The organism is Glaesserella sp. (assembly GCF_041814905.1).
GTDB lineage: Bacteria > Pseudomonadota > Gammaproteobacteria > Enterobacterales > Pasteurellaceae > Glaesserella.
This window is the reverse complement of the sequence record NZ_JBGXYA010000013.1, coordinates 1-20,005: the sequence shown is the minus strand read 5'-3', so window position 1 is coordinate 20,005 and position 20,005 is coordinate 1. Positions and strand designations below refer to the sequence as shown.

General features: G+C 42.2%; 17 protein-coding genes, 1 other RNA gene and 1 riboswitch. Of the genes, 2 read left to right on the top strand and 16 right to left on the bottom strand.

What is annotated here, in order from left to right:
• Nucleotides 1-69 precede the first annotated feature (69 nt).
• Both purU and ACEYJ7_RS01950 read right to left on the bottom strand, forming a co-directional pair.
• Nucleotides 70-906 (bottom strand): formyltetrahydrofolate deformylase, encoded by an 837-nt coding sequence (gene purU, locus ACEYJ7_RS01955; protein ID WP_373777340.1) that lies wholly within the window; start codon nt 904-906, stop codon nt 70-72.
• A 104-nt stretch (nt 907-1,010) separates the two neighbouring features.
• On the bottom strand, nt 1,011-1,421 hold the full coding sequence (locus tag ACEYJ7_RS01950) for an H-NS family nucleoid-associated regulatory protein (protein WP_373777339.1): 411 nt from the start codon (nt 1,419-1,421) through the stop codon (nt 1,011-1,013).
• Between the two features lie 230 nt (nt 1,422-1,651).
• Nucleotides 1,652-1,820, top strand: a riboswitch (Lysine riboswitch).
• A 130-nt stretch (nt 1,821-1,950) separates the two neighbouring features.
• Here ACEYJ7_RS01950 and ACEYJ7_RS01945 point away from each other — a divergent pair.
• Nucleotides 1,951-3,489: a Na+/H+ antiporter NhaC family protein gene (locus ACEYJ7_RS01945; protein ID WP_373777338.1), complete on the top strand. Its 1,539-nt coding sequence runs from the start codon at nt 1,951-1,953 to the stop codon at nt 3,487-3,489.
• An 85-nt stretch (nt 3,490-3,574) separates the two neighbouring features.
• Here the strand turns inward: ACEYJ7_RS01945 and hmpA are convergent, their stop codons facing one another.
• From hmpA to ACEYJ7_RS01930, 3 genes are all read right to left on the bottom strand, one after another.
• The gene (gene hmpA, locus ACEYJ7_RS01940; protein ID WP_373777337.1) at nt 3,575-4,729 is read right to left on the bottom strand and encodes an NO-inducible flavohemoprotein; all 1,155 of its coding nucleotides are present in this window, start codon (nt 4,727-4,729) and stop codon (nt 3,575-3,577) included.
• A 145-nt stretch (nt 4,730-4,874) separates the two neighbouring features.
• Nucleotides 4,875-5,510: a vancomycin high temperature exclusion protein gene (locus ACEYJ7_RS01935; RefSeq protein ID WP_373777363.1), complete on the bottom strand. Its 636-nt coding sequence runs from the start codon at nt 5,508-5,510 to the stop codon at nt 4,875-4,877.
• A 74-nt stretch (nt 5,511-5,584) separates the two neighbouring features.
• Nucleotides 5,585-6,481 (bottom strand): DMT family transporter, encoded by an 897-nt coding sequence (locus ACEYJ7_RS01930; protein ID WP_373777336.1) that lies wholly within the window; start codon nt 6,479-6,481, stop codon nt 5,585-5,587.
• Between the two features lie 259 nt (nt 6,482-6,740).
• Here ACEYJ7_RS01930 and ACEYJ7_RS01925 point away from each other — a divergent pair, with 259 nt between their 5' ends.
• Nucleotides 6,741-7,814, top strand: coding sequence for a homoserine O-acetyltransferase (locus ACEYJ7_RS01925; protein WP_373777335.1), 1,074 nt, complete (start codon nt 6,741-6,743; stop codon nt 7,812-7,814).
• 3 nt (nt 7,815-7,817) lie between these two features.
• On the opposite strand, the gene recO is transcribed toward ACEYJ7_RS01925, so the two are convergent.
• The 11 genes from recO to ACEYJ7_RS01870 all read right to left on the bottom strand — a co-directional run.
• Complete coding sequence (gene recO / locus ACEYJ7_RS01920) at nt 7,818-8,543, bottom strand: DNA repair protein RecO (RefSeq protein ID WP_373777334.1); 726 nt, start codon at nt 8,541-8,543, stop codon at nt 7,818-7,820.
• A gap of 42 nt (nt 8,544-8,585) precedes the next feature.
• Nucleotides 8,586-9,485 (bottom strand): GTPase Era, encoded by a 900-nt coding sequence (gene era, locus ACEYJ7_RS01915; RefSeq protein ID WP_373777333.1) that lies wholly within the window; start codon nt 9,483-9,485, stop codon nt 8,586-8,588.
• Between the two features lie 134 nt (nt 9,486-9,619).
• Entirely contained in the window at nt 9,620-10,294 is a 675-nt protein-coding gene (rnc, locus tag ACEYJ7_RS01910) for a ribonuclease III (protein WP_373777332.1), read from the bottom strand.
• Nucleotides 10,295-10,380: 86 nt separating this feature from the next.
• Nucleotides 10,381-11,415, bottom strand: a complete 1,035-nt coding sequence (gene lepB / locus ACEYJ7_RS01905; protein ID WP_373777331.1) for a signal peptidase I — start codon at nt 11,413-11,415, stop codon at nt 10,381-10,383.
• Nucleotides 11,416-11,550: 135 nt separating this feature from the next.
• Complete coding sequence (lepA, locus tag ACEYJ7_RS01900; protein WP_373777362.1) at nt 11,551-13,344, bottom strand: translation elongation factor 4; 1,794 nt, start codon at nt 13,342-13,344, stop codon at nt 11,551-11,553.
• A 167-nt stretch (nt 13,345-13,511) separates the two neighbouring features.
• On the bottom strand, nt 13,512-15,539 hold the full coding sequence (locus ACEYJ7_RS01895) for an autotransporter domain-containing protein (RefSeq protein WP_373777330.1): 2,028 nt from the start codon (nt 15,537-15,539) through the stop codon (nt 13,512-13,514).
• Nucleotides 15,540-15,713: 174 nt separating this feature from the next.
• On the bottom strand, nt 15,714-17,162 hold the full coding sequence (locus tag ACEYJ7_RS01890; RefSeq protein WP_373777329.1) for an alanine/glycine:cation symporter family protein: 1,449 nt from the start codon (nt 17,160-17,162) through the stop codon (nt 15,714-15,716).
• A 125-nt stretch (nt 17,163-17,287) separates the two neighbouring features.
• Nucleotides 17,288-18,271 carry a nickel/cobalt transporter gene (locus ACEYJ7_RS01885; RefSeq protein ID WP_373777328.1) on the bottom strand — a complete coding sequence of 328 codons (984 nt, stop codon included), beginning with the start codon at nt 18,269-18,271 and terminating at the stop codon, nt 17,288-17,290.
• Nucleotides 18,262-18,900 carry a DUF1007 family protein gene (locus ACEYJ7_RS01880; protein ID WP_373777327.1) on the bottom strand — a complete coding sequence of 213 codons (639 nt, stop codon included), beginning with the start codon at nt 18,898-18,900 and terminating at the stop codon, nt 18,262-18,264. The genes ACEYJ7_RS01885 and ACEYJ7_RS01880 overlap by 10 nt, the downstream gene beginning before the upstream one ends.
• A gap of 116 nt (nt 18,901-19,016) precedes the next feature.
• Nucleotides 19,017-19,403: RNase P RNA component class A (gene rnpB / locus ACEYJ7_RS01875), an RNA gene on the bottom strand.
• A gap of 101 nt (nt 19,404-19,504) precedes the next feature.
• Nucleotides 19,505-20,005, bottom strand: a 501-nt coding sequence (locus ACEYJ7_RS01870; RefSeq protein ID WP_373777326.1) for a 2,3-bisphosphoglycerate-dependent phosphoglycerate mutase, incomplete at its 5' end; no start/stop codon positions are given.

Below are 20,005 nucleotides of genomic sequence, written 5' to 3'. Positions count from 1 at the left end.
ACTCCTTCCTGCATAATCCTTCAGAAATAGGTGACAAACGGTCTGTTTGTTCGATTTTTTTACAAATACTTACATCACTACCGTTTTATTTTGATACACAAAAACACGGTCATTCAATACAAGTTCTAACGCACGGCTCAATACCGTTTTTTCCACATCACGGCCTGCACGCATCATCGCATCAGCCGTGTAAGTATGGTCGATATTAATCACGTTTTGCATAATAATCGGACCTTGATCCAATTCATTATTAATAAAATGCGCCGTTGCTCCGATGATCTTCACACCACGATCGTAAGCCTGTTGATAAGGTTTTGCACCGATAAACGCCGGAAGAAATGAATGATGGATATTAATTACTCGATTCGGGTAACGCTCGACAAATTCCGGGTTTAAAACCCGCATATATTTTGCCAGCACAATATAATCAGGATTGTATTCGTCAATTTTCTCACTGAGTAATTTATCGTGTTCAACACGTGTTAATCCTTCATGACTCACCAAGTGGAAAGGAACATCAAAACGTTCGGCAAGACTTCTTAATGTATCATGGTTACCAATCACCGCCGCAATATCAACATTCAACCCTCCATAGTAGGTTTTCATTAAAATATCGCCTAAACAATGTGCTTCTTTGGTCACTAAAATGACAATACGTTTCTGCTTTTGTTGAACGAGTTTATAGCTCGAACCTTGAGGGAGTGTAAACTGTAAATCAGCAAGCAATGTTTTATCATTAAAAATACCTTGCAATTCCGTTCGCATGAAAAATCGATGAGTATTACCGTCCACAAATTCACTATTTTGAACAATATTTAATTGATGTTTGTAACAAATATTTGTAATTTTTGCTACAAGTCCGGTATCATCCGGGCATTCTGTTAATAAAATTTTATTTTCAATCACTATATTTACCTTTGTTATATATAATTACAATTAAATATAAAAAAGAGAATCCATTTAAAATGGATTCTCTACAACGCTTTTAAAAAAAATAGAAATTAAATAAATTAAATTTCAAAATCTGACAAAGATTTACCTGCATCTAACGCTTTCTGAATAGGGCTTGGCGTTCTGCCTTGACCGGTCCAAGTTTTTTCAACACCATTGTCATCAACAAATTTATACTTCGCCGGACGAGGTGCTCGAGGTTCGCGTTTCTTACGTTCTTTTGCGGTCCCCGCAAGTAGTAATGCGAGTTCTTCCGCTGAGATGCCGTCTTGTGCAAGCAGCTCTTTATATTTATTTAATCCTTCTAGGCGTTTTGCTTTTTCTTTCTCTTCATTTTTAACTGCTTCACGTTTTTCTTCAACAATAATCGCTACTTTTTCAAGTAATGATTCCATTTGTTCAAGACTACTTTCACGCGCAATAACTCGTAAGCTGCGAATATTTGAAAGTGTTTTTAAAATATCTGTCATTTTTTTCTCCTAACGTGATATCTGTTTGGTCAATTACTTTAAAACTTAAATCCCAATGGACAATTTATATTAACTTAATAAATATTTTAGGTAAATAAAAAAATGCTAAATAAATTTAGTTTTTTAAGGTCCTCGGATGACAAACGAATAATTTATCTACATTTATAAGATAATTTTTATTAGTTACCTATTGGCAAAGGTTACTACTTCGGTTAATCTAGCTAAGTCCTACAAATTGTAGAGGTGCAAATTCGATAAGTATTCTTTTAGAGTGGAAAACGGTGAAAAAAGAAGAAAGGCGTATTTGCCGAAATCAATTAAGCGTCATCTTAATTGGTTGGTATCGTATCCGAAAGGGACGATACTGTCATAGCTTGTCTATGGAGTGCTACTGCTAGGCTGGGTTTTCATTTCTCCTGTCCCTCCTTAATTTTATTTTTATACCGTTCATTTAAGTATAAATATATTCAGTAGATCTCTGGCTTTTGTTTGACAGAATATCTTATAACAAAACAATCTTAGAGGTTTTATGAATCTAGTCGATTATTCCAACTCACTATGGTCTGTAGTACCAGCGCTTCTCGCATTGGTATTGGCTATTATAACGCGTAAGGTTATCCTTTCGCTAAGCATCGGCATTATCGTCGGAGCACTCATGCTTACCGGTGGTAGCCCTACCGATGCCTTTGTTCACTTAAAAAGCAGCGTAACGTCTCTTATTTATGGTGATGAAGGTTTAAATAAGAATAACGTGAATATCATTTTATTCTTGATTTTATTGGGTGTATTAACCGCATTACTCAGTATTTCCGGTAGTAACCAAGCCTTTGCAAATTGGGCGCAAAAACGCATTAAAGGCAGACGCGGAGCAAAATTAATGGCGGCATCTTTAGTGTTTGTCACCTTTATTGACGATTATTTCCATAGTTTAGCAGTAGGTGCGATTGCTCGTCCCGTTACCGACAAATTCAGAATTTCTCGTGCAAAATTAGCCTATATTTTGGACTCTACTGCTGCACCGATGTGCGTACTAATGCCCATTTCCAGCTGGGGAGCTTATATCATTACATTGGTTGCAGGGCTGTTAGCGACTTATAAAATCACCGAATATTCGCCTTTAGGGGCTTTTATGACCATGAGCCTGATGAATTTTTACGCGATTTTCTCAATGATTTTAGTATTTGCCGTTGCTTATTTTACTATTGATATCGGCTCAATGAAAAAATTTGAAATGCAAGCTTTATCTCAAACTGGCGATAAATCAGCAGAAGAAATTGAGTTAAAAGGCAGAATGCGTAACCTAGTTTTCCCAATCGTTACGTTAATTATTGCAACCCTTGCAATGATGATGTACACCGGCGGCTCAGTATTAGCCGAGAATGGTAAGCCTTTTGATATTTTAGGTGCGTTTGAAAATACTACCGTCGGTATCTCTTTGGTTGTGGGCGGATTAAGTTCAATTGCCGTAGCCAGCGTACTCATTTTGGTAGAAAGCAAAGTCAGTTTGACCGATTACATTAAATGTTATTGGATTGGTACCAAAGCGATGTCCGGTGCGATCACTATCTTGTTCTTTGCATGGACAATCAATGGTATTGTAAGCGATATGCAAACCGGTAAATATTTATCGACGCTAGTTGCCGAGACGATTGACCAGGCATTTTTACCGGCAATTTTATTCATTCTCGCTTCGGCAATGGCATTCGCAACCGGAACCAGCTGGGGAACATTCGGAATTATGTTACCGATTGCTGCAGCAATGGCAGCAAATGCAGATCCAACATTATTGTTACCATGTTTATCGGCCGTTATGGCAGGTGCTGTATGCGGTGACCACTGTTCACCGATTTCGGATACAACCATCTTATCTTCAACCGGCGCACAATGTAACCATATGGACCACGTAACTTCTCAGCTGCCATATGCCGTGATTGTTGCCTTAGCATCGATTGTTGGCTATTTAGTATTAGGTTTCAGTCATTCCGCCGTTTTGGGTTTTATGTCTACAGCCGTCGTTTTAGTCGGATTGGTGTTAATTTCCAAGGCGAAAACGCAAATAGTAGAATAACAAGCGGTCAGTTTTGCGTAATTTTTTGCAAATTCTTCTCAGAAAAAAAGCACACCTTGGGTGTGCTTTTCATTTATTTCATCCATTACACAGTAACGACGCTCATTTTCGGCCCGAATGGTTCAAAATGAATATCGCCTTCCGACCAACCGTTTTGTTTAAGTAATGCCACCATATTTTCCATGAATGCAACGGATCCGCACACATAGACTTCCGCACCTTTTGGTACATGAGCGGCAATAAATTGTGCATCAATACGCGGCTGGGATGCTGTGTAAACTACTGTTGAAATTGCTTTCCGTGCTTTCGCTAAATAAGCCTCAACTTCGGTTTTAAATGCGTGATTAGCTTGATTATAGCAAGAATGAATCCAATGAATTTCACGTTCCGGATGGCTATTAACTTGCTCTTCTAACATGGACAATACCGGCGTTATCCCAACGCCACCACTGATGAAAACCACCGGTTTGTCATTTTGCGATAAAACAAAGTCACCTGCCGGCGCAGTTAAATTTAGCGTATCCCCAACCTTCACGTTATCGTGTAAATAGTGTGAAACCAAACCTTTGCGATCACCATCACCTTCACGTTTTACTGCAAATTTGATACCTTGCTTGTTATCGGTCGAACAGAGGGAATAATGACGCAAAGAGAGATTTTCTTCCCCGGTCGGTTGTACTTGAACGGTAATATATTGCCCGGCCTGTAGCTTTGGCAAAGCAAAATCAGGTTGAACGGTAAATTCAACAATTCGTTCAGAAACCGGACGCTTAGCAACAACTTTAAACGGTTTCCAACCTTTCCAAGCCGCTTCATCATACATCGCTTGCTCAACTTTAATGAAAATATCGGCAATAACACCATAAGCTTTTGCCCAAGCATCAATAATTTCCGGTGTTGCTGCTTCGCCTAACACCTCTTTAATCGCCCGCAATAAATTTTCACCCACAATCGGATAATGCTCGGCTTTAATTTCTAAAGCTCGGTGTTTATGCCCGATTTGCATCACGTGCGGCAGAATCGCTTCGAGATGCTCAATATGTTTTGCTGCAGCTAATACCGTACTGGCTAAGGCATGCGGTTGTCTGCCTTGCTTCTGATTGGTTTTATTAAAAATGTTCAGTAGCTCCGGATGAGCTTCAAACATATTTTTATAGAAAGTTGTTGTGATGGCGGTACCGTATTGCTCCAGTACAGGTACGGTTGCCTTGATAATCTCTTTTGTTTGTTGATCTAACATTAACCACTCCTTATTTTGGTTTACATTTGTCATAAAATTCTCACAAATAGTCTACATAATCCCTAGTAAATGACTCAACTATTAACGGAAGGTTGTCTGATCAAAATCAAATTAGGCTGCAAATAAAAAATCCCCGATACAGGGATTACTTTTTAGAAGGTTCGACAATTTGAGAGGGTTCCAAAGTACTGGCATCCGCACCAATCAATAAATTGATTGCCATTGCCGTTCTGGCAAAAAACTCTCGAATTCTGACTTTGTAGTGAGCGTCAGGATACTTTGCCACATAGCAAATTGCATCAATATTACGAAATTTAGCGATTAACAACGCTCGTTCACAATGAAATTGTTGCGAAATAATAATAAAGGGATCGAGTTGAAAAACCTTATCTGCACGAATAATCGAATCTAACGTATTAAAACCGGCGTAATCCTGTTTAATACTTGTTGCCGGAATCCCCATTCGCAGCAAATCGTTGGTCATCATTTTCGGTTCATTATAATAAGCGGTACGATTATCACCGCTCATCAATAAATAATCGACTTTACCACTGTCAAATAGCTGTTTTGCCGCATCCAAACGGTATTTATAATAGAGATTCGGTGAGCCGGATAGATAATATTTTGCGGTTCCCAATACCACTGCATAAGCCTTTTTCGGTATTTTTTCAACACTGGTATAAACCGAATCCCTCACCAAATAACCGGTTCCGATATCAATCACCAACATCATAGACAACAAAGCAAAGACGGCAACCATTCCCCATCTTAGCGAGCGCATAAAACAGCGAGCCACCTTGCGAACCAAGGTGACTTCATACGCTTGCACTGTCGGTTGGGAATGGTTTTGCTCCGTCATTGTTTCCGTCTTCTCTGTTTTTCCTCTGCGTGAGTAATATACATTGTTGCGCCGATAATAATTGCCGCACCTAACCACAATTTGCCCGGCGGTACCCAATTAAAGACAAGCCAGCCGGCCAAAACGTTCAATGGTAATTTAATGAAGTCAAACGGCTGAATATAAGAAGCATCCGCCAAACTATAGGCCTTAGCTACCGCTAATTGTGCTAATGCAGTGAAAAAACCTAATAAAATGAGGTAACCGAAATCGCTGAAAGACGGCATACTAAATCCTGTCGGACTCAAATTGGTTAACGCAATCAACAAGTTAAACGGTGTAATCAAAATAAACAGGTAAGCCACCATTGTGGTGGGTGAATCCTCAGACGATAATTTTTTCACCAATAACGAATAACACGCCCAGAAAAATGCTGCCGCTACCGGTAATAATACAACCCAATCAAAATTTTCCGACCACGGTTCCAAAATAATCATTGCACCGATAAAGCCTAAAAAAGTGGCTATCCAACGTTTGCTGTCGACTTTTTCTTTTAATAATAATCCTGAACCGATCGTAACAAAGAGCGGTGAAGTCATCAATAATGCAATGCCTTGCCAAATCGGGATAGGATACGCCAATGCCATTGTCCAACATTGGATACCGATAGCCGATAAAAACACACGGAAACAGTGCATTCCGAAATGTTTGGTGCGAAGTGACTGGAAAAATCCCATATTCGACATACTTGGCATTAAAAACAGAAATGCCGCCAAATATTGCACTAACGCGATAACGCTGGCATCAATCGTTGAAACGGAAGTCAATTTCGGAATTAAAGTATTAATACAAGCAAATAATACGCCAGCAGTAATGATTGCAATGGCACCTTTAATAGGTTGATGGTTTTGCATAACGTTCTTACAAGTAAACAGAAATTGTTCCTAGCATAGCGAAGCAAGTAAAAATTGCAAGCGCATTTCATGATGGCTTATTCGCCTTTTGTGGAGGCTTACGCCTGAATTTTAGCCGTTTAACACTCTAGACGTTTAGACGGCTAAAATTTCTTGACAAATGCATTGTCTCTCGTAAACTACATTCCCGTGACCGTTCATTACTCCCCATTACAAGCGGTCTGTTTTACTCGATATTTTGCAATATCTAAGGATAACAATGGCACAGCATATTACGCTTTTTGAAGATTCTCCTCTTCACCTCGTTTTAGGGGGAACGCTTTCTCCCGTTGAGGTTGCGTATCAAACTTACGGTACGCTGAATGCGGATAAAAGTAATGCCGTGTTGCTCTGCCATGCGCTGACCGGCGATGCAGAGCCATACCATGCACCGCCGGCAGATAAAGGTTGGTGGCAGGATTTTATCGGTCCAGGATTAGCGTTTGATACCGAGAAATATTTTCTGATTTGTTCCAATGTGTTAGGCGGTTGCAAAGGCTCAACCGGTCCGTCCTCAATCAACCCGCAAACAGGCAAACCTTACGGCAGTTTGTTTCCGGTTATTACCGTACAAGATATCGTTAATGTGCAGAAAGCGTTAGTTGATCACTTAGGCATCACACAATTACAAGCGGTTGTCGGCGGTTCTTTCGGCGGAATGCAGGCAACACAATGGGGAATTAATTTCCCGCATTCGGTGCGTAATATTGTTAATCTCTGCTCTTCCCTTACATTCAGTGCCGAAGCCATTGGGTTTAACCACGTTATGCGCCAAGCAATTATCAATGATCCTTATTTCAACAACGGTGATTATTACGACGGTACTCCGCCGGATAACGGTCTAAAAATTGCGCGGATGTTAGGAATGCTAACCTATCGAACAGATGTACAGCTTACCAAAGCATTTGGGCGTGAAACCAAGCAAACCGGCAGTATTTGGGGCGATTATTTCCAAGTTGAGTCCTACCTTAGCTATCAGGGCATGAAATTTTTAGGCAGATTCGACGCCAACAGTTATTTACGACTGTTACGCGCTCTTGATCTCTATGATCCGGCATTCGGTTTTGCCAGCGAACAAGAGGCGCTACAACGCATCAAAGCTAACTATACGTTGGTCGCAGTGACGAGCGACCAGTTATTTAAACAAATTGATGTACATAAAAGTATTCAACGTTTAGAAGCTGCGGGGGTGAATGTGGAATTCTATGAGTTCCATTCTAATTTCGGTCACGATGCCTTTTTAGTCGACTACGATTTCTTTGAAGAGATGATCAAAAAAGGCTTGGCAAAATAATTGCTAAGCCCCTTTCACTTGATTCGGTAAGAGGGATTGAAACAGTTCCCGACTCTTTAACGGCGCATTGCCCAAATACGGTTTTAATGCTATGCGGGTAAAGCGTTTTGCCGCTTGTTGTGTGCTTTTTTCGGAAAAATCCAACCGGTCGAACGCCAATAAATCTTTACCTAAAAAAGTCTGATTATTCTGCAATAACGAGACGATAAATCCTGTGTTTTCACGAAATTGATACGTCATTTTCGGATCCACCGGCAAACCGGTTGCCGCACAATTTGCAAAATTCACCCCGTAACCGAGCGCTTGTAAAATATGAAATTCAAACGTGCGCAGGATCGGTTCCAATTCATCTTGCGCAGTAGCAAGGCGGGTGACACAAAGCAGATAATGTTTAAACAATTCCGGGTAAGCGGTGTGATTTTCAAGAACTCGAGTTAGCACCTCATTAATATAAAATCCGCTATAAAGTGATGTAGTGTTCATCGGCAGAGTCAGCGCTGCAGGTTCCGCTTTGGTCAGTGTTTGTAATTCACTTTTCCCCGTCCAACGCAACAACAACGGCGTAAAAGGTTGTAAAATCGCTTTAAGCGGAGAACGTGGTCTTCTCGCGCCCTTAGCCAACAATGTAATCCGCCCGTGGTTTTCGGTAAAGAAATCCACCAACAAACTGCTTTCACTGTACTCTCTGCGATGGAGTACAAAGCCTCGTTGCCATTGGTCTATACTCATATTCCCCTTACAAGCGGTCTGTTTTACACCATAATTTGCAAATTATTCGTCAATATAGCCTAAGCTTCTTAAAGCCCGTTCATCATCCGCCCAGCCTGCTTTGACTTTCACCCACAATTCAAGATGCACTTTGTTATCGAACAATCGTTCCATATCGGCACGGGCCTCCGTACCGATCACCTTGATCTTCTGCCCTTTATTGCCAATCACCATTTTTTTCTGCCCTTCCCGCTCCACCAAAATCAGCCCGTTAATTTCGTAAGTACCGCGTTCGTTGGTCTTAAATTGCTCGATTTCAACCGTGACGGAATAAGGCAGCTCCTCACCCATGAAACGCATTAACTTTTCACGGATAATCTCCGATGCCATAAAGCGCTGTGAACGATCCGTGACATAATCCTCCGGATAGTGGTGAGTGCCTTCTTTTAAAGATTCACGGACAAATTTTTCCAAAATATGCACGTTTTTACCGCGTTGTGCAGAAATCGGAATAATCTCTTTAAACGGGAATTTTTCGCTTAATTGTGTAATATGCGGCAGTAATTCTTCTTTTTCTTTAATGTTGTCGATTTTGTTAATGGCTAAAATCACCGGCGCTTTAATCGCTCGCAATTTATTCAACACCATTTCATCGTCATCCGTCCATTTGGTACCTTCAACAACGAAAATCACCATGTCCACATCGCCAATCGCACTACTTGCCGCACGGTTCATCAAGCGGTTAATCGCTCGTTTTTCTTCAATGTGCAGCCCCGGTGTATCGACGTAAATTTCTTGATAAGCCCCTTCGGTTTTAATCCCTAAAATACGGTGGCGGGTTGTTTGCGCTTTACGTGAGGTAATAGAAATTTTTTGCCCTAAAATTTTATTGAGCAACGTTGATTTACCAACGTTCGGACGCCCGACAATGGCGATAAATCCACAATAGGTTTTTTCTGTCATCTGTTTTCTCTGTGATATGTTCTGCCTCGTTTGCAAGGCGGTTGAGCCAAGCGAGATCGAAGGGAAATTTGTAAAATTTTATTCAAAAGTGACCGCTTGTTCCCTTCTCGCCTGTAAGCGGAAGTTAGTCGCTTCTATTTAATGTTTAATTTTTTGATTGCCTGCTCTGCCGCACTTTGTTCTGCTTTGCGACGGCTGGTTCCGATTCCGATGATTTCTTCATCCAGTAATTTTTCAATCTTACAACTGACCTTAAAGGTTTGATTATGTGCTTCACCTTTAATATCAATCACATCATATTCAGGTAATTTCAATTTTCGACCCTGTAAAAATTCCTGTAAGCGGGTTTTCGGATCTTTTTGCGCTTCACCCGGTTTCATATTATCGAGTAATTCACTGTACCAGTGATAAACCCGTTCAATCGCGGTATCGAAATCAGAATCCAGATAAATCGCGGCAATAATTGCTTCAACACAGTCGGATAAAATCGATTCACGGCGAAATCCGCCGCTTTTTAGTTCGCCTGCGCCCAATTTAAGATATTCGCCTAAACCGAATTGGCGAGCAACGACGGCAAGAGTATGTTCTTTAACCAATGCCGCGCGCATACGGCTTAATTCACCTTCGTTCGCCTTTGGAAATTTATCATATAACGCCTTACCAATGGCAAAGTTAAGGATGGAATCGCCTAAAAATTCTAAGCGTTCGTTATTGCGTGCTGCCGCACTGCGGTGCGTAAGTGCTTGTCTGAGGTAATCGAGGTTATGGAATTGATAACCTAATTGTTTTTGTAATCGTTCTAAGTGCATTATTCTAAATTATGTTCGGCAAATTCTGGTGCCGATACCTTGGTAATATAAAAACGGTACGGATCCGTTCCGTACCTGCCTGATAATTATTGAATTGAGGTGAACATGCGTTGGAAACGTAATCCTGTCGGGAATTCGTTCTGCTTTTTATCCAAACTCAACCAAATGAAACTCGCTCTGCCGACTAAGTTTTTCTCCGGTACAAATCCCCAAAAACGGCTGTCTTCACTGTTATCGCGATTATCTCCCATCACAAAATAGTGGCCTTTCGGGACAACCCATTCTCCCGGAGCTTGTCCTTCCTGTTGGAAGAAATAAGGTTCATAGTTGAACAGTTGCGGATTATTTAAAATTTGGTGCGTAACATCCCCGATTTCAGTACGTTCTATCTGCATTTCACCGTGATAAAAATACTCCGGATTCGGTTTGTCGTTTTCATATTTAAAGACGACTGTTTCTCCGCTGTCTCCGTGGGTTACCGTCAGTTGTTGAGTGTGAATATCGTATTTCACTTTATCGCCGCCAACACCGATAACACGTTTAATATAGTCGATGTGAGACATATTGTCGTCACCATAACGCTGTTCAACGTTATTACTGTTAATCACGCCCATTCTTTCACCCGGTAATGCCTGTTTAGGCGCTTTGAAAACCACGATATCACCACGCTGAGGTCCCCCGGTTTTCATCAACGTATTTTGAAAAATCGGATCTTTAATGCCGTAAGCATATTTTTCAACCACTAAGAAATCACCGATGCGTAATGTTGGCTCCATTGAACCGCTTGGAATTTGAAAAGGTTCAAAAATAAACGAACGCAATAAAGTAACAATAAACAATACGCCAAAAATCGACGCTAAAAATTCACCGACTGATGAACGCGGTTGAATCTCGGCTAATTCATCTTCATCAAGCGTTCTGCCTAAACGCTTTTCTTCACGAGCAATCTTAGCTTGGCGACGCGGTTCAGCACTAAATTTGTAAAACGCCCAAAAACTCCCGCAGATCACCACTAAGCCGACTAAAATAATAGAAATGGTGTTTGGTAATTCCATTGAATCCAATACTCTCCAAACACCATACAACGCAGCAATAAAAATAATAGGCAGAATATTTGCCATTGTTATCTCCTTATTTATCCGATTCCGTGAAGGAAACTGAATTTGCAAATTTTTGCTTCAAAGTCACCGCTTGTTAATGTATATCTACAAACTCAGCAATGATGGGCAAGAACGCCCATCTTACAAAGCCGAAAATTAATCTTTACCTACGTGTAAAATCGCTAAAAACGCCTCTTGCGGTACTTCTACGTTACCAAGGGATTTCATGCGTTTTTTACCCTCTTTTTGTTTTTGCAGCAGTTTTTTCTTACGGCTGACGTCACCGCCATAACATTTTGCCAGTACATTTTTACGTAGCTGTTTCACTGTAGAACGAGCGATAATATGGTTGCCGATCGCCGCTTGGATAGCGATATCAAACTGCTGGCGCGGAATCAGATCTTTCATTTTTTCAACCAATTCACGACCGCGATACGGCGCATTTGCTTTATGTACGATTAACGCAAGCGCATCAACACGTTCACCGTTGATCATAATATCAACTCGTACCATATCCGCCGTTTGGAAGCGTTTAAAACCATAATCCAGCGAAGCGTAACCGCGAGAAGTTGATTTCAAACGATCAAAGAAATCCAATACCACTTCGCCCATCGGAATTTCATAGGTTAATGCGACTTGGTTGCCGTGGTAAACCATATTAGTCTGAACACCACGTTTTTCTACACATAAGGTAATCACATTACCGAGATATTCTTGCGGTACAAGCATATTACATTCTGCAATAGGCTCTCGAATTTCAGCAATATTACTGATCGGCGGCAATTTTGACGGGCTGTCGATATGGACAACATCACCATTGGTTTGTTCCACTTCATAAACTACTGTCGGAGCCGTGGTAATCAGGTCAAGATCGTACTCACGTTCTAAACGCTCTTGGATAATTTCCATATGGAGCAACCCCAAGAAACCGCAGCGGAACCCAAAACCCAATGCAGTAGACGTTTCCGGCTCATAGAATAGCGACGCATCGTTTAAACTTAATTTCCCCAAAGCATCACGGAAAGCTTCATAATCGTCGGAGCTGATCGGGAACAAACCGGCATAAACCTGCGGTTTAACTTTTTTAAAACCCGGAAGCGGAGTGGTTGCCGAATGATGATGAGAGGTTAAAGTATCTCCGACCGGCGCACCTAAAATATCTTTAATCGCACAGACAAGCCAACCGACTTCTCCGGTTTTGAGTTCCGTAGTATCAACTTGTTTCGGTGTGAAGATCCCTAAACGATCGACGTTATAGGATTGCCCTGTACTCATGACTTTGATTTTATCGCCTTTTTTGATCGAACCGTTTTTCACTCGGACAAGGGATACGACACCTAAATAGTTGTCAAACCAAGAATCGATAATTAGCGCTTGCAACGGTGCGTCAGGTTCACCTTCCGGAGCCGGGATTTTACGTACAATTTCTTCCAATACATCTTCAATACCCACACCGGTTTTTGCTGAACAGCGCACAGCATCCATTGCGTCGATCCCAACAATATCTTCGATTTCTTCCGCAACACGCTCAGGTTCTGCGGCAGGCAGATCGATTTTATTTAAAATCGGCACCACTTCCAAATCCATCTCAATCGCAGTGTAACAGTTGGCAAGGGTTTGCGCTTCAACCCCCTGACCGGCATCCACGACCAATAATGCTCCTTCACAGGCAGCTAATGAGCGGGAAACTTCATAAGAAAAGTCAACGTGACCGGGTGTATCAATGAAGTTAAGTTGGTAGGTTTCACCGTCTTTCGCTTTATAATTTAATGTCACGCTTTGTGCTTTAATCGTGATACCGCGTTCTCTTTCCAAGTCCATTGAATCAAGTACTTGCGCTTCCATTTCACGATCGGATAAACCGCCGCAAGTTTGAATTAAGCGGTCTGAAAGTGTGGATTTACCGTGGTCAATGTGCGCGATAATAGAAAAGTTACGAATATTCTGCATTTTCATAAGGGCAGTAAATGTCCTATTTTGTTTGTTATTAATAAAAGAAAAATAATCGGCGGATTTTACCTGAAAACAAGCCAAAAGGAAAAAGAAAGCGGTAGGATTGCTCAACATTTTTGCAAAAAATATTGAAAATCCTACCGCTTGTAGAACTTAATTACAGTTTAAAACTGAAAACCGAAACCGACTTGGGCGGTTGTTTCATTTAACTTGTTTTTACGGGCAAAATCATGCGCAACAGCAAGATGCAAACGGAACGGGCTGTTTGGGGTTTTCCACTGTAAACCTGCCTGCGCGTTTAACCAACTGCGATCCTGTTTGGCTAACGCGGTTTCAAACGAACTACCGTTTAAACCTGTTTTGATGGTTGGGTTACTGTCTTTCCACTCTTTAACCCAACGAAGCACCACATACGGCTGCCAGCTATCCGACTGATAACGGTATTCTGTGCCTAACCCGCTTTGTAGGCTGTGAAAATGCTGTGTGTCAAACTGCAAACGGGTCGGACCGCTGTTTTGCTCGCCTAACGGATTGACCCTACCGTAACTGTTATTGAGATCAGCAATGAAGGCGAGCACGTGTTGATCCGCGCTTAACTCGTAACCGCCAAACAGACTTGCCGTCACGACGGAACCGCTACCCTTCGCTTGTTGGTAATGTAGTGATTGACCGATTTGTGCCGTACGATTCAATTTATATTGATCAGCGCTAACTTGCATCGCTCCTGCCAACCACCAATTATCACGATCATAACGAATTATCACATTCGCGCTTCTTGCGGTATTTTTGGCATGAACACTTGCACGATCCGCGTCCAATTTTTGTTGACCGAATAAAGCGCTAAACTGCCAATTCGGGGTAAATTGTGCTTTAAAACCGGCATAGACATTGCTACCAGTATTATGTTGGTATGCCGCAATGCCTTCTACCGTTTTTTCAGGTAAACGGTATGAGCGGCTACGGCTGCTTTCATTACGGGCAAAATCCAACGCATTTTCACTTGCTTGTTGACTTAATTGACGCACAACGCCCATATCCTTCGGTGTTTGCAGCACATTTAAGATATAATCCGCCATGGCTTTATGTGCAATCGGTCCCGGGTGGAAACCATCAGCGAATAGCATGGCATCTGCCGCACTTTGATCCGTTGGAGTGCAGATCGTTTGTGTTGTGCTAGTACACGCCGAACCTACTGTATTGGTTAAACCGTAAGCTGACGGACGTGACAACATATCCACAAATAAAGCATCCGTATCAATACGTACTATATTTCCGCCCACACTATTTAATGCCGAAGTGGTTAAGTTATTGAGCGCTTGAGTTGCACTTGCTGCTTGAGCCGCAAATTGTTGATAACGTTCCACCAACGTTGCGGTAAGTGCCTCTTGCGTAACACTTTGTGCGGTTAATGCTGCGCCGAACGGTGTGCTGTAAAGTGCGGCAATCGTGTTAGTTAACACGGTAATGCGTGTTTGCTCAAAATCTGCTTGGGACGTTTGCACGGACGCATTTAGGTCGGTAGAGGCCGATTCAAAAGCCTGTGAAAATGCCGCCGTTGCCGCTGAACCGTAACCGCTTGCCACCGCTTCAACTTGCTGCCCGAATTGATTTGCAGCAACTGTTGCAAATTGTTGGAACAGAGTTGGTGTATAAACAACATTCGGTACTGTCGGAACAATCACAAAATCAACCCCCGCTTGGCGTAATGTTGCCCATTGTTGTGCGGACGTTTGTGCTGTTGTCGTCGCATCCGCAACAACACTTGCGGTGGCATTATCGCTTGCCACTGCACGCGTCAAGATCGCAGGCAGATCATTACCGCCCGCCCACAAGACATGGAGTGCCGAAGTATCAACACCTGCAGTTAAATAATGGGTAATTTGTTGTGAAACGGCAACATTCGGCTGAATTGTGGCGTAACTACTGTTTGACGCGACCACAACTCCACCGCTATAAGCGTAGTTTGTCCCGCCTTGACTGGAAGCCGTCAGCGTTGAACCCAGTGCTTTTGCCAGTTGTTCATCGTAAAGTAAATGGGAAGTGCCGTCGGCTTGATTATAAGTGGCTTTGTTTATCCAACCGGTTTGCCCGACATCGCTTAAACTATCACCAAAAACCACCAAGTTTTGGGCGAAAAGCGAGCTGCTGATGCTTGAAATAAATAATGCTAAGGTCGTTTTTTTTATGTTCATTTTAGATGCTCCTTTGTGTAAGACCAAAGCTATTTTAAAATAACGAATAAAAAGACTGGTTCGACCTTAAACCAGTGTATTTTTGTTATGGGAGCTAAAAAAACAAGCGGTCGATTTCAGGCAAAAATTTGCAAAATTCTGTCTGAAACCGACCGCTTGTCTTAGTAAGAAAAATTACTTTTTCGCTTTCCAAATCAGAGGATCAACACCGCGACGAATCAATTCCGGATGTTCTTCAATGTTGAAGACCGGTTGTTCCTTACCTGCTTTTACTTGTTTTTGGTAATCTTTGAGAATCACCCAAACAATCGGTGCAAGTAATACGATCGAAATCAAGTTAATCATTGCCATGGATGCCATCACAGTATCCGCAAACGCCCAAACGATACCGCCATCACGTACCGCGCCGAAGTAAACGAAGAACAAGACGATTAAACGGAACGCTAAAACAAAACCCGGTTTGTTGCGAATATAGCGAATATTATTTTCTGCATAAGCGTAGTTACCGATAATTGAGGTATAGCAGAACAACAATAATGTGAAAGCTAAGAAGTGTAAACCGAATTCGCCGACATGGAACTCTAACGCTTTTTGTGTTAATGATACGCCACGTAAAGATTCATTGCCGTAATCGTTAGACATTAAGATAATAATTGCAGTGCAGGTACAAACCACAATGGTATCGACAAATACACCTAACATCTGAATTAAACCTTGGCTTGCAGGGTGTTTCGCATCAGACGTTGCCGCTGTATTTGGCGCAGAACCCATACCCGCTTCATTTGAGAATAAACCACGTTTAATCCCTTGTAACATCGCTTGTGAGAAGAGGGAACCAAAAATACCACCTGCCATGGCAGAGAAATCAAATGCACTGGTAACGATGTTGTTTAGCACTTCAGGCACACGCTCGATATTCATACCTAAAATGATCAACGCCATAATGAGATAGAATAACGCCATAATCGGTACGATAGTGGAGGACACTTGACCGATACGTTTTACGCCACCAAAAATAATCGCTGCGGTAATCACGACGAGAATGATGCCGACATAATGCGGATTCCATTCCCATGCGTTACGGGTTGCTTCTACGATAGAGTTTGCTTGAACAGCATTGAAGGCAAAGCCGAAGGTAAAGATAAGCGTGATTGCAAAAGCAATGGCAAGCCAAGGAGCTTTTAAACCTTTTGCAATATAGTATGCTGGACCGCCACGGTACATACCGTTCGGATCACGCACTTTGAAAGCCTGAGCTAAAGAAGATTCTGCAAAAGCACTGCTCATCCCCACTAATGCGGTAATCCACATCCAGAACACGGCCCCCGGGCCACCAAGGGCAATCGCTGTCGCCACACCGCCAACGTTACCCACGCCCACACGGCTTGCCAATCCTGTGGCAAATGCTTGGAATGGCGTTAAAGAATCGCCATCTGATGTACGGCCAGACCACATTTCACGAATACTGCGTGGTAATAAACGTAATTGTACTAAACCGGTTGTAATCGTAAAAAATAAACCGACACCAAGAAGTGTTAACACCGTGATATCCCAAAGCGGACCGTCAACTGTAGCAACAATCCACTTTAACATATCTTCAAACATTGTAACAATGCCATCCATTATTAACTCCATATGTTAAACATGTTAAAAGAATGGCGTATTCTAACGGTTTTTTAAGGTTTGAACAGTTTAATTGGACAAGTGAATGGAAAGGTTAAGTAAATTTTTTAAAAAGACAACACCATTTAACGTTTAAACAGCAAATTGCTGCTTGTATCTAACAGGCTGCTGTGGAATAAAGTAAAACCGAGTCCGATGAGTAGTAATCCGATCAGTAATTTTAAACCGATAACTAACCGATCATTGGTTTGAACGGAGAGATACCAACGCCCCGCTTGTATTGCTTGTTGGCGGGCAAACAGTACAAACCATGCAAATAAAGTGAGAGTTAATCCGGTGCCGAGCGCCATTGCCAATGCTGAAGCAACACCCCAAAGATAAAGATCCAAAGTATAAGACAAAAACAACACTAGCACAGCGCCGGTGCAAGGGCGTAACCCGATACTCAGAATTAACAGCCACACGCTCTTCCAATCTTGTGCGTTATCTAACTCATTAGCAGAAGGTAAATGTTTATGTCCGCAGCCACAATTTTCCGAGTGTTGGTGCAGTTGTGTCCGCTGAATAGACAGGTCGCTCGGCGAGAATGATATAGACTTGATCTGTAAGCGCTTTTTCTTTTTAGGTAATAAAGTTTTGACCGCTTGATAGCACCAATAAGCACCAAACAACATCATAATAATAAAACTACCGCGCTCTACCCATTTTAATGTCAAATTGAAATAACTACGGGATAACGTAAACAACACCACAATCACCGTCACCAAGCTAATTGCGACTAAACCTTGAACCAAGGCCGATAACAGCGTAATTTTCATCGCTTTAGGTAATTTCGTTTTTTCTAAAGAAAGATAGCTGGTCAACACAAACTTACCGTGTCCCGGACCGACAGCATGGAAAACGCCATAAAGAAAGCTTATTGCCATCAAGCTCAAACCTGCTTGTTGGTTATTTTCTTTTAGTGCACGCAGTGAAGCCGATAACTCCAAATTAAAGCTACGTTGCCATTCACTGACTTGAAATAACAGATAAGGATAAAGCCGGAAAAACCCCCAACCTACCCCAATTACCAATAACAACAGTAAACTCTGTTTCAGCCTTATTTGCATACAATACTCACTTTTTGAGCAAATTGTGCGCCAAGGGAAAAACTGCCACTGTCCGGCATATCCGGCGTTTCGGTTTTATCCAATTTTGAGGCATAAAGGCGCAATGATTGGCTGACTTTAGGTTCGGTCATCGCCACTTCACATAAAGATTGCGGCGTACTGGTTACATCTTGCGGTTGTTCGTAAGACATCGATAAATAATAGCTCGGCTCAAAAGTAAACAACCTGAACGATCTGCCCGCAACATTCTGAGACGTGGCTAAGGATAACGTAAAATGGTAGATCACTCGGTTATTTTTCACTTCAATCCTCGGTGTTGTCGGCTGAGCTTTAAATTTGATCGGCTGATCTTTTTCATCATACAGCTCACTGAAATAGTGCGCATCCACCGCCGACCGATTCAATTCTTGGGTGATCTTTTTCACGGCGTCGTCTTTATTATCGCTTACCGAAATTTCATAAATCAATTCCGCCGATGTGATTTCATCCAGCATCCAACTCATTTCAAAACCTTCCAGTTTATCTTGATGAATCAGCACTTTATTTTTCATATCTAAAAATGAATGAGGATGTGCCGAGGTGGCATTTGCAATAAGTAAACCCAATAGCGTTAAAAAGATTTTTTTCATAGACATATTCATTGATTCAGTACAGCCATATAGCCGGTTTGTCGAATGTGATCCTACTTTGATCGATATTATAAATACAAAAAAGCGAACAGAAAGTTCTGTTCGCTGTTTAAAATAAATTGAGTCGATCGATAAGCCGAGTTCTGTCGCGGACAATCATTCCTCTAGGCGACTGATTACTCAGCCGCTCAAGCAACCTACCCGAATCCCAAGCGGGCAACTCGTTGGATTCCTATTTGGTCTTGCTACGAGTGGAGTTTACCGTGCCGTGACATGTTACCACTCACGCGGTGCGCTCTTACCGCACCCTTTCACCCTTACCTGCACTTGCGTACATCGGCGGTCTGCTCTCTGTTGCACTGGTCGTAGGCTCACGCCTCCCGGACGTTATCCGGCACTCTGCCCTGTGTAGCTCGGACTTTCCTCTCGTTTACTTGTCCCGCTAGGTCGTTCTTGCGAACGGTTAAGGGCTTCAATAAACCAGCGATTGTCTGACCGACTCAGGCGGGCGAGTATAGCGGATTTGCAAACTTTTGCCAAGAAATGACCGCTTGTACCATAAAAAAACGCCCGGCAAGTAAGCCGGGCGTTCATTGAACATCAATTATAAATAGAATTTCTCAATGAAATTCAATTTGTCATCCAGTTTCAACACTAACGGTTGGCCGGTCGGGATCTCGAAATCCATGATTTCTTCATCGGAAATGCCGATGATATGTTTTGCCAATGCACGTAATGAGTTACCGTGTGCGGTGACTAAAACGCGTTTACCGGATAACAACGCCGGTGCGATTTGATCTTCCCAGAAAGGTAATACGCGCTCTAAGGTGATTTTCAAGTTTTCCGCATTCGGCACAACATCTTTCGGAAGGTGCGCATAACGGCGGTCGTTATGTGCGGAATTCGGATCGTTCGGATCTAAATCCGGCGGAGAAATGTCATAAGAACGGCGCCAAATGTGAACTTGCTCATCACCATATTGCTCGGCGGTCGCTTTTTTATCCAAACCTTGTAACGCACCGTAGTGACGTTCGTTTAAGCGCCAGTTTTTCACTTGTGGAATCCAAAGTTGGTTAGATTCTTCTAACACGATGTTACAGGTTTT

Bases quoted from the DNA above. Each gene is read 5' to 3' on its own strand.
- ACEYJ7_RS01950 (WP_373777339.1), bottom strand. From the start codon at position 1,421: ATGACAGATATTTTAAAAACACTTTCAAATATTCGCAGCTTACGAGTT.
- ACEYJ7_RS01945 (WP_373777338.1), top strand. From the start codon at position 1,951: ATGAATCTAGTCGATTATTCCAACTCACTATGGTCTGTAGTACCAGCG.
- hmpA (WP_373777337.1), bottom strand. From the start codon at position 4,729: ATGTTAGATCAACAAACAAAAGAGATTATCAAGGCAACCGTACCTGTA.
- ACEYJ7_RS01935 (WP_373777363.1), bottom strand. From the start codon at position 5,510: ATGCGCTCGCTAAGATGGGGAATGGTTGCCGTCTTTGCTTTGTTGTCT.
- ACEYJ7_RS01930 (WP_373777336.1), bottom strand. From the start codon at position 6,481: ATGCAAAACCATCAACCTATTAAAGGTGCCATTGCAATCATTACTGCT.
- ACEYJ7_RS01925 (WP_373777335.1), top strand. From the start codon at position 6,741: ATGGCACAGCATATTACGCTTTTTGAAGATTCTCCTCTTCACCTCGTT.
- recO (WP_373777334.1), bottom strand. From the start codon at position 8,543: ATGAGTATAGACCAATGGCAACGAGGCTTTGTACTCCATCGCAGAGAG.
- era (WP_373777333.1), bottom strand. From the start codon at position 9,485: ATGACAGAAAAAACCTATTGTGGATTTATCGCCATTGTCGGGCGTCCG.
- rnc (WP_373777332.1), bottom strand. From the start codon at position 10,294: ATGCACTTAGAACGATTACAAAAACAATTAGGTTATCAATTCCATAAC.
- lepB (WP_373777331.1), bottom strand. From the start codon at position 11,415: ATGGCAAATATTCTGCCTATTATTTTTATTGCTGCGTTGTATGGTGTT.
- lepA (WP_373777362.1), bottom strand. From the start codon at position 13,344: ATGCAGAATATTCGTAACTTTTCTATTATCGCGCACATTGACCACGGT.
- ACEYJ7_RS01895 (WP_373777330.1), bottom strand. From the start codon at position 15,539: ATGAACATAAAAAAAACGACCTTAGCATTATTTATTTCAAGCATCAGC.
- ACEYJ7_RS01890 (WP_373777329.1), bottom strand. From the start codon at position 17,162: ATGGATGGCATTGTTACAATGTTTGAAGATATGTTAAAGTGGATTGTT.
- ACEYJ7_RS01885 (WP_373777328.1), bottom strand. From the start codon at position 18,271: ATGCAAATAAGGCTGAAACAGAGTTTACTGTTGTTATTGGTAATTGGG.
- ACEYJ7_RS01880 (WP_373777327.1), bottom strand. From the start codon at position 18,900: ATGAAAAAAATCTTTTTAACGCTATTGGGTTTACTTATTGCAAATGCC.